The organism is Mesorhizobium sp. M1050 (assembly GCF_040318715.1).
GTDB lineage: Bacteria > Pseudomonadota > Alphaproteobacteria > Rhizobiales > Rhizobiaceae > Mesorhizobium.
Genome location: NZ_JAMYMV010000075.1, coordinates 18,026 through 27,402 on the forward strand (window position 1 = coordinate 18,026; position 9,377 = coordinate 27,402).

At 63.3% G+C, this 9,377-nt stretch carries 11 protein-coding genes; 7 read left to right on the plus strand and 4 right to left on the minus strand.

Going from position 1 to position 9,377, the window contains the following annotated elements; translation table 11 throughout:
• Positions 1-26: 26 nt before the first annotated feature.
• The 7 genes from NKH57_RS28270 to yacG all read left to right on the plus strand — a co-directional run bounded on the left by NKH57_RS28270 (position 27) and on the right by yacG (position 3,974).
• Positions 27-461, plus strand: coding sequence for a DUF2948 family protein (locus tag NKH57_RS28270; RefSeq protein WP_023758394.1), 435 nt, complete (start codon positions 27-29; stop codon positions 459-461).
• A gap of 7 nt (positions 462-468) precedes the next feature.
• Positions 469-1,761, plus strand: a complete 1,293-nt coding sequence (gene hisD / locus NKH57_RS28275) for a histidinol dehydrogenase (protein WP_352949347.1) — start codon at positions 469-471, stop codon at positions 1,759-1,761.
• A 6-nt stretch (positions 1,762-1,767) separates the two neighbouring features.
• Positions 1,768-2,253 (plus strand): UPF0262 family protein, encoded by a 486-nt coding sequence (locus NKH57_RS28280; RefSeq protein WP_352487184.1) that lies wholly within the window; start codon positions 1,768-1,770, stop codon positions 2,251-2,253.
• Positions 2,254-2,255: 2 nt separating this feature from the next.
• On the plus strand, positions 2,256-2,714 hold the full coding sequence (locus NKH57_RS28285) for an arsenate-mycothiol transferase ArsC (protein ID WP_352602443.1): 459 nt from the start codon (positions 2,256-2,258) through the stop codon (positions 2,712-2,714).
• A gap of 199 nt (positions 2,715-2,913) precedes the next feature.
• On the plus strand, positions 2,914-3,132 hold the full coding sequence (gene infA, locus NKH57_RS28290; protein WP_006200926.1) for a translation initiation factor IF-1: 219 nt from the start codon (positions 2,914-2,916) through the stop codon (positions 3,130-3,132).
• Between the two features lie 21 nt (positions 3,133-3,153).
• Entirely contained in the window at positions 3,154-3,780 is a 627-nt protein-coding gene (locus NKH57_RS28295) for a Maf-like protein (RefSeq protein WP_352602340.1), read from the plus strand.
• The gene (gene yacG / locus NKH57_RS28300; protein WP_352731636.1) at positions 3,777-3,974 is read left to right on the plus strand and encodes a DNA gyrase inhibitor YacG; all 198 of its coding nucleotides are present in this window, start codon (positions 3,777-3,779) and stop codon (positions 3,972-3,974) included. The genes NKH57_RS28295 and yacG overlap by 4 nt, the downstream gene beginning before the upstream one ends.
• A gap of 4 nt (positions 3,975-3,978) precedes the next feature.
• Here yacG and NKH57_RS28305 read toward each other — a convergent pair whose 3' ends face one another.
• Genes NKH57_RS28305 through NKH57_RS28320 form a run of 4 tightly spaced genes read right to left on the minus strand, consistent with a single transcriptional unit; the run spans position 3,979 to position 9,192 of the window.
• A complete protein-coding gene (locus NKH57_RS28305; protein ID WP_352949350.1) occupies positions 3,979-5,349 on the minus strand; it encodes an alpha-glucosidase/alpha-galactosidase in 1,371 nt (456 codons plus the stop codon).
• 19 nt (positions 5,350-5,368) lie between these two features.
• Positions 5,369-7,036 carry an ABC transporter ATP-binding protein gene (locus tag NKH57_RS28310; RefSeq protein ID WP_352731633.1) on the minus strand — a complete coding sequence of 556 codons (1,668 nt, stop codon included), beginning with the start codon at positions 7,034-7,036 and terminating at the stop codon, positions 5,369-5,371.
• Between the two features lie 10 nt (positions 7,037-7,046).
• Entirely contained in the window at positions 7,047-8,183 is a 1,137-nt protein-coding gene (locus NKH57_RS28315) for an ABC transporter permease (protein WP_352949352.1), read from the minus strand.
• A 1-nt stretch (position 8,184) separates the two neighbouring features.
• Positions 8,185-9,192 carry an ABC transporter permease gene (locus NKH57_RS28320; RefSeq protein ID WP_352602332.1) on the minus strand — a complete coding sequence of 336 codons (1,008 nt, stop codon included), beginning with the start codon at positions 9,190-9,192 and terminating at the stop codon, positions 8,185-8,187.
• Positions 9,193-9,377 lie beyond the last annotated feature (185 nt).

Sequence of the window (9,377 nt, forward strand, 5' to 3'; positions counted from 1 at the left end):
TATCAACCTTCAGGTGCGAAATCCGCATGACTGCCCTTAAGCTTATCGCGCTCGACGACCAGGATCTGAGCATCGTTTCGGCCCATGTCCAGGATGCCGTGATGAAGGTCAGCGACCTCGAATTCCTGCCCGCGGCCAAGCGTTTCCTGATGACCATGAACCGTTTCGTGTGGGAGGCCAAATCCGGCCTGTTTCGCCAGCACAATGAGCGGCGGCAGGCGGTGCTGCATTTCGACCGGGTGCTCGGTGCCAAGACCAACGGCATCGCCCGCGACAAGCCGACTGAGGTCCTGTCCCTATTGGCGATCAGCTTCATCGAGATCAGCAAGCCGGCCGGTATCGTCGAGCTGATCTTTGCGGGCGGCGGCACGATCATGCTCGATGTCGAGTGCATCGAGGCCCGTCTTGCCGACATCGGCGGCGCGTGGGAAGCCAGCTCGCGCCCGATCCATAAGGCCTGAACATCCGATGGCCATCACGCTTCGTCAGTCCGACGCCGATTTCGAGCAGCGTTTCGCCGCCTTCCTCCTGACCAAGCGGGAAGTGTCAGCCGATGTCGACGCCGCGGTGCGCGACATCATCGCGCGCGTCCGCGCCGAGGGGGACGCGGCGTTGATCGAGTATTCCCAGAAATTCGATCGCGCCGATCTGGCTGGATTAGGCATCGCCGTCTCGAAGGACGACATCGCCCAGGCTTACAAGGCTGCTGACCCAAAAACGGTCGACGCACTGGAATTCGCGCGCGACCGCATCCGCTCGCATCACGAACGGCAGCGGCCGAAGGACGATCGCTATAGCGATGCCGCCGGCGTCGAACTCGGCTGGCGCTGGACGGCGATCGAGGCGGTCGGGCTCTATGTGCCGGGCGGCACGGCGAGCTATCCGAGCTCGGTGCTGATGAACGCCGTACCTGCCAGGGTAGCCGGCGTCGAGCGCATCGTCATGGTCGTGCCGGCGCCCGGCGGCGTCATCAACCCGCTGGTGCTGGTGGCCGCCGATATATCAGGCGTGTCGGAAATCTACCGCGTCGGCGGCGCCCAGGCGATCGCAGCCCTTGCCTATGGAACCGAAACGATCCGGCCGGTCGCGAAGATCGTCGGCCCGGGCAACGCCTATGTCGCCGCAGCCAAGCGCCAGGTGTTCGGCACCGTCGGCATCGACATGATCGCCGGGCCGTCGGAAGTGCTCGTCGTGGCTGACGGCAGCAACGACCCGGACTGGATCGCCGCCGATTTGCTAGCCCAGGCCGAGCACGATGCGTCGGCGCAGTCGATCCTGGTCACCGACGACCCGGGCTTCGGCATCGCAGTCGAACAGGCGGTCGAACGCCAGTTGCAGAACCTGCCGCGCGCCGAAACGGCGGCGGCAAGCTGGCGCGATTTCGGCGCCGTGATCGAGGTCGCCACCATCGACGCCGCGCTACCGCTGGTCGACCGTATCGCCGCCGAACACGTCGAATTGGCAATCGACGATGCCGAGGGTTTTCTGGCCCGGATGCGCAATGCGGGTGCCGTCTTTCTCGGCCGCCATACGCCGGAAGCTATCGGCGACTATGTCGGCGGATCCAACCATGTGCTGCCAACGGCACGCTCGGCACGTTTCTCGTCCGGCCTGTCCGTGCTCGATTTCGTCAAGCGCACCTCGATCCTCAAGCTTGGGCCGGAGCAGTTGCGGATCTTGGCGCCGGCGGCGATTGCGCTGGCCAAGGCGGAAGGCCTTGAAGCACATGGCCGCTCCGTCGCCATACGGTTGAATATGTAGGCCGGCATGTCGGACTCCGATCAAACCCGAGGCAGGCTGATCGATGTCGAACTCGATGAATCGATCGGCCGTTCGACACCCGATGTCGAGCATGAACGCGCGGTGGCGATCTTCGATCTGATCGAGGAAAACAGTTTTCGACCCGTCAATGACAGCGGCGCCGGCCCCTATCGGCTGAAACTGTCGCTGGCCGAGCAGCGCCTGGTCTTTGCCGTGGCGCGAGAGGATGGCGCCGCCGTCGTCACCCACATCCTGTCGCTGACGCCGCTCAGGCGCATCGTCAAGGACTATTACATGATCTGCGAAAGCTATTACGATGCCATCCGCTCCTCGACGCCTAGCCACATCGAGGCGATCGACATGGGCCGCCGCGGCCTGCACAATGAGGGTTCGCGGACGCTGATGGACCGGCTCTCCGGCAAGATCGACATCGACTTCGATACGGCGCGCCGGCTGTTCACGCTGGTCTGCGTGCTGCACTGGCGGGGCTAGCCCTGGCACCCGGCGGCGGCCTTCCCCGTTCGATCCTGTTCCTGTGCGGGATGAATGCCGTGCGCTCGCCGATGGCGGAGCAACTGGCGAGGCGCATGCTGCCTGCCACCATCTTCGTCGCCTCGGCCGGCGTTCGCGCGGGCGAGCGCGATCCGTTCGTTGATGCGGTGCTGGCCGAGGAGGGTCTCACGCTGGGCGAGCGTCACCCAAGGACGATGGACGATCTCGAGGACGACTATTTCGACCTCATCGTCACGCTGGCTCCGGAAGCGCACCATGCGGCGCTTGAACTCACCCGCTCGCTCGCCGTCGAAGTCGAATACTGGCCGATGCCGGATCCCACCGATGCCGGCGGCACGCGCGATCAGATCATGGCAGCCTACAGGGACGTACGCGAGCGGCTGAAGTTGCGCATAGGTCGACGTTTCTTGCTTCCAGAAGCAAAAAACGCGACGGATTAAGCGTGTTCACAAGCGAACGATTATCATATAGGTTCCGCCGAAATTCCGGCTAGAGTCGGATGATTTCAGGTCTGTTCGAGCTGAAATCCGAATCCGCCTCTAAACCAAGAAGTAGAGCATGATGTCGTCCGAAAACCGCTTCACACTTTTCGGCATCATGGTCTAAGCGCCGGAACTACCATCCAAGCAAAGGTATCGAATGCCGAAGGAAGAAGTCCTCGAGTTTCCGGGTGTCGTGACGGAATTGTTGCCCAACGCGATGTTCCGGGTAAAGCTCGAAAACGAACACGAAATCATCGCCCATACGGCCGGCCGCATGCGCAAGAACCGCATCCGCGTGCTGACCGGCGACAAGGTTCTGGTCGAGATGACACCATACGACCTGACCAAGGGCCGCATCACCTATCGTTTCAAGTAAGCAAAGCCCGACTGGTCCGCGATGAGCATTTTGCATAAGCTGGTGCTTGCCTCGGGTTCGCCGCGCCGAATCGAGCTCTTGCAGCAAGCCGGTATCGAGCCGGACCGCGTGCTGCCTGCCGATGTCGACGAAACGCCGCTGCGTGCCGAGCATCCGCGCTCGCTGGCCAAGCGGCTGGCGAAGGAAAAGGCCGAGAAGGCATTCGCTTCGCTGACAATCGAAGCCGACTATGCGCCGGGCTTCGTGCTGGCCGCGGACACGGTGGTGGCCGTCGGGCGGCGCATCCTGCCCAAGGCCGAGACGCTCGACGACGCCGCCAACTGCCTCGGACTGTTGTCCGGCCGTTCGCACCGGGTCTATTCCGGCATCTGCCTGATCACGCCGGGCGGCAAACTCCGCCAACGGCTGGTCGAGACGCGGGTGCGCTTCAAGCGACTGCCGCGCGAAGAGATCGACGCCTATGTCGCCTCGGGCGAATGGCGCGGCAAAGCCGGCGGCTACGCTGTCCAGGGTCTCGCCGGCGCCTTCGTCGTCAAGCTGGTCGGCTCCTACACCAACGTCGTCGGGCTGCCGCTCTATGAGACGGTGGCGCTGCTATCCGGCGAAGGCTTCAAGATCCATCGAAGCTGGTCATCGCCGCGGCCATGAGCATCGACGACAAGGTGACGCCGCTACGGCCCAAACGCCCCTGCCCCGAATGCGGCAAGCCGTCGGCGCGCGAGACCTATCCATTCTGCTCGACGCGCTGCAAGGACATCGACCTCAATCGCTGGCTGAAGGGCGCCTATGTCATCTCGGCCCGCGACGACGAGGGCGAGACGGACCCCGACGCTCCGAAATAGGTCGTCAGGCGGCTTCGGTCTTGCGCCTCACGCGCGCCCAGGCCGGCAGCCAGTCGCCGTGAGCGGCGAGTAGGTCATCGACCAGTGACCAGATCTGGTCGAGATCAAGCTCGGCGGCGGTATGCGGGTCCATCATCGCTGCATGGTAGATGTGCTCTCGGTTCTCCGTCATCAGCGCCCGCACCGTCAGTTCCTGCACGTTGATGTTGGTGCGGATCAAGGCGGTCAATTGCGGCGGCAGTTCGCCGATATAAGTCGGCTGGATGCCGGAGGCGTCGACCAGGCACGGCACTTCGGCGGCGCAGTCGAAAGGCAGCGAGGTGATGCAGCCATTGTTGCGGACATTGCCGTAGATCACCGACGGTTCGCCGGTCCAGACCGAATTCATGATCGAGGAGGCATACTCTTTCGACTGCTCGACTTCGATGCGATCGGCCGAACGATAGGCTTCCGCCTGCCCCTTCCAGCGCTCGATCTGCTCGATGCAGCGCTTGGGATACTCATCCAGCGGGATGCCGTACTTCTCGATCAGGTCCGGGCGTCCCTCCTTAATGAAATAGGGCGTGTATTCGGCGAAATGCTCCGAGCTTTCGGTGACGAAATAGCCGAGCCTCGTCAGCATCTCGTAGCGCACCTTGTTGGGGCAGCGCGGGTTCCAGCCGGGCTTGGGCGCGCGGCCTTCGCGATAGGCGCGCACGAGATCTGGATAGAGATTGCGGTAGGAACCGTCCGGCTGGCGATGCTCGAAGCTGAGATAAAAGGCCATGTGGTTGATGCCGGCCGAGCGATAGCGGATTTCCTCATAGGGAAGGTCGAGATCGTGCGCCAGCTCCATTGCCGTGCCCTGCACCGAATGGCAGAGGCCGACCTGCCTGATCTCAGGATATTTCTCTGATATCGCCCAGGTGTTGATCGCCATCGGGTTGACATATTGCAGCATGATCGCCCGCGGGCAGACGGCGAGCATGTCCTCGCAGACCTTCCACAGATGCGGCACGGTCCGGAGCCCCCGCATAATGCCGCCGACGCCGAGCGTGTCGGCGATCGTCTGGCGCAGGCCGTATTTCTTCGGCACTTCGAAATCGGTGACCGTGCAGGGCTCGTAGCCGCCGATCTGGAACGCGACGACGACAAAATCAGCGCCGGCCAGTGCCTTGCGCTGGTCCGAATGGGTCTCGGTCTTCGCCTTGACGCCAAGCGTCGCGATCAGCTTGTTGACGACGATGGCGCTCTCTTCCAGCCGTTGCGGATTGACGTCCATCAACGCGATCGTCGCGCCGGCAAGCGACGGGCGTTGCAGCACGTCGCCGACAATGTTCTTCATGAACACCGTCGAGCCGGCGCCGATGAAAGTGATCTTGGGATTTCTTGCCATGCTAATCTCCGGCATATGTTCAGGCCACTTCGAAAGCGGCCCTGACGAGCCGTTCGGTGTAGGCGGTCTTGGGATTGGAAAGGACATCGTCGACGGGGCCCTGCTCGACGATCTTGCCGTTCTGCATGACGATGACGCGGTGGCACAGTGCGCGCACTACCTTGAGGTCGTGCGAGATGAAAAGGTAGCTCAGGCCGCGCTCGTCCTGCAGTTTGCGCAAGAGGTCGATGATCTGCGCCTGGACGGAGAGGTCCAGCGCCGATGTCGGCTCGTCGAGCAGGATGAATTCGGGTTCGAGCGCTATGGCGCGGGCGATCGCGATGCGTTGCCGCTGCCCGCCGGAGAATTCGTGCGGAAACCGCGACAGTATATCGCCTGGCATGCCGGCGCTGACCAGCGCGTCGCGCACTCGCTCTACCCGCTCGCGCCGCGTCGCTCCTATGCTGTTGACGATCAGCCCTTCCTCGATGATCTGCCCGATCGTCATGCGCGGGTTGAGCGAAGAGAACGGATCCTGGAAGACGATCTGCATGCGCGATCGCAAGGGCCGCATCTCGGCACGCGACAGGCCGTGGATCGGCTTGCCGTCGAAGCGAATCTCGCCACGCTTGGTGTCTATCAACCGGAGCAGGGCCTGGCCGAAGGTGGTCTTGCCGGAACCGGACTCGCCGACCAGCCCCAGCGTCTCATGGCGGCACAGGCTGAGGCTGAGACCGTCGACGGCGACCAGTTCGCGCCAGTCGGGTTTCAGGAAGGTGCCATGGCGCAGCATGAAGGAGACGCGCACGCCGCTGGCCTCGAGGATGGTGCCGCAGCCGGCGGGAAGCGGCTTCGGCTGCCCGCGCGGCTCGGAAGCCAGAAGCCGCCTCGTATAGGGATGCTGCGGATCGGCAAACAGCCGTTCGGTGACGTTGTGCTCGCACATTTCGCCATGCTGCATGACATAGACGTAGTCGGAGAACTGGCGCACGACGGTCAGGTCGTGGGTAATCAGGATTACCGCCATGCGCAGCTCTTTCTGCAGGCTGCGGATCAGGTTCAGGATCTGCGCCTGGACGGTGACATCGAGCGCCGTGGTCGGCTCATCGGCGATCAAGACATCCGGATTGTTGGCAAGCGCCATGGCGATCATCACCCGCTGGCGCTGCCCGCCTGACAGCTGGTGCGGGTATTGCCTGAGCCGCGCGGCGGGATCGGGAATCTGCACGTGCTGCAGAAGTTCCAGCGCTCGCGCCCAGGCCTGCTTGCGGCTGACCTTGCGATGCACCCTGATCGCCTCGACGATCTGGCTGCCGACCGTATAAATCGGGTTGAGCGAGCTCATCGGCTCCTGGAAGATCATCGAAATGCGGTTGCCGCGCAGCTTGCGCCTAGCGCTCTCGGGGAACTTCAGGATGTTTTGTCCATCATAGCAGACGCTCGATCCGGGCGACACGGTGGCGCGCCGCGACAGCAACCCCATGACGGTGCGCGCCGTCACCGACTTGCCGGAACCGGATTCGCCGACGATGGCGATCGTCTCGCCGCGATAGAGTTGGAACGAGATGTCCTTGACCGCCTCGACGACGCCATGCTCGACCTTGAAGGCCACGGCGACGTTGCGGGCGTCGATGACGGGCTGATCCTGGCGTCCGTCGTGATCGTGGCGGACGGTCGGTGCGAAGGATACGGCGAGCGCGACTGACATCTGTGCCACCTCAGTAGGGATCGACGGCGTCGCGCAGGCCGTCGCCAAGCGCGTTGAAGGCAAAGACGGTGACGAGCACGAAGCCGACCGGCGACAAGATCCAGGGATAAGTGCCGATGACCGAATAGGTCGCGGTGTCCTGCAGCATCAGGCCCCACGAGATCAGCGGCGGCTTGACGGCAAAGCCGAGGAACCCGAGGAAGGATTCAAGCAGCACCACCGTCGGGATCGCCAACGTCACGGCCACGATCACATGGCTCATCACATTGGGGAAGATGTGCTGCATGATGATGCGCCTATCGGTGGCGCCGACCGCCATGGCGGCGCGCACATACTCGATCCGCGCCAGCGCCAAAGTCTTGCCGCGCACCTCGCGCGACATCTGCGCCCAACCCAATGCCGACATGACGATGATGACGAAAGCGAGAAAGACGTTGGTGGGAGCAGTAACCGGGATCAATGTCGTCAGCGCCAGGTAAAGCGGCAGTTGCGGGAAAGCGAGCACCAGTTCGACGAAACGCTGCATCCAGACATCGAACCTGCCGCCGAAATAGCCGGAGACCATACCGACGGTGGTGCCGATGACAGTGATGATGAAGACGACCGTCAGCGCGATCATCAGCGAGACGCGCGAGCCATGGATGGCGCGCGACAGCACGTCGCGGCCGAATTTGTCCGTGCCGAGGAAATGTACCGGCTGGCCATCCAGCGAGCCGAACAAATGCCGGTCCGCCGGTATGAGCCCGAACAGCTTGTAGGGTGCGCCGCGCGCAAAGAAACCAAGCAGCCTCGGATGGTCATAGTCAGGACCAACGACAGGCTGGAAGGTGACCGGATCGAGATCCGCCGAATCGGCGAGCGCATAGACCCTTGGCCGAGCCGTGAAACCGCCGTCCTTGTCATGGAAAACAGGCACCTGCGGCGGAGCGAAGCCGACGTCCGTGACCTTCGGGTCCATCGGCGCGATGAACTCGGCGAACACGGCCATCACCAACAGGAGCACGACAAGCCAAAGCCCGGCCATGCCGGTCCAGGAGCGCTTCAACCGGCGCCAGACAAGCGCGATATAGCTCTCATTGCCGCGCTGCGGCTTCTCGATTGTGCCTTCGGCAGGCAACGGTGGTGGGAGATTGTCGAAAGCCAGCATCTCAGCTTTCCCCGAACTGGCGCACGCGCGGATCAAGCAGCACAAGCAGCATGTCGGCGATGATGTTGCCGACGATCAGCGTTGCCGACAAAACCATCATGAACGTGGCGGTGACATAGACGTCGCCGACAGCCATGGAGCCGACGATCGCCGGGCCGACGGTTGGCAGCGCAAAGATGATCGCGGTCTCGATCTCGCCGGTGAGCATGTAAGGCAGCACCACCCCCTGATACATGACGAGAGGGTGCAGCGCATTGGGCACGGCGTGACGCATGACGACGGCGGTGCCGGTCAGCCCTTTGGCCCTGGCAGTCTCGACATATTGCGCGTTCAGCGTGTCGAGCAGATTGCCGCGCATGACGCGCATATTGTAGGCGAGCCCGCCGAAGGTGGCGATCGCCACGACCGGCCAGACATGCTTGACCAGGTCGACGAATTTGGCCCACGACCACGGAGCGCCGCCATATTGCGGCGAGAAGAAGCTGCCGATCTCCGATACGTTGAACTGGAAGACCAGGAGATAGACGATGATCAGCGCCATCAGGAAGCGCGGCACCGTCATGCCTAGGAAGGAAATGGCCGAAAGCGTGCTGTCTATCCAGGTATATTGCCGGGTCGCCGCCCAAATGCCGAAGCCTATGCCCAGCACCGAGGCCAGCAGATGGCAGACCAAAGCCAGAAGGAGCGTGCGCGGCAGCCGCTCGCCGACCACGTCGGCGACCGGCTTGTTGTAATAGAGGCTGTAGCCGAAGTCGCCGCGGGTGATGATGCCGCCGATCCAGTTGAGATACTGGACGGGCAGCGGCTTATCGAGGCCATGCTCGATGCGATAGGCCTTTGCCTGCGCGTCGGCCTCGGCGAAGGAAGCTCCACCCTGGTTGATCGCCTGCGAGCGGATGTAGTCGGCATAATCGCCCGGCGGCGCCTGGATGATGGCAAAGGTGACCAGGCTCAAAATGGCGAGGACCGGTATTGCCGACGCTATGCGCGTGAGCAGGAATCGCAACATGGACGGTCCGTTTCCTTGTCTCGCCGATCGCGCCCTTTGGATGCGTCCGGAGGTTGACTTTGTCGGGGGGGGCCGGGGGGGGGGGGCGCGCGGGAGGTCGTCTGGGGGGGGGGCGGCATGCAAGGGGGGCGGTGGTGGGGGTGGGGGGGGGGGGGCGGCGTCGGGGCACAGCGGTTTTTGCTGTG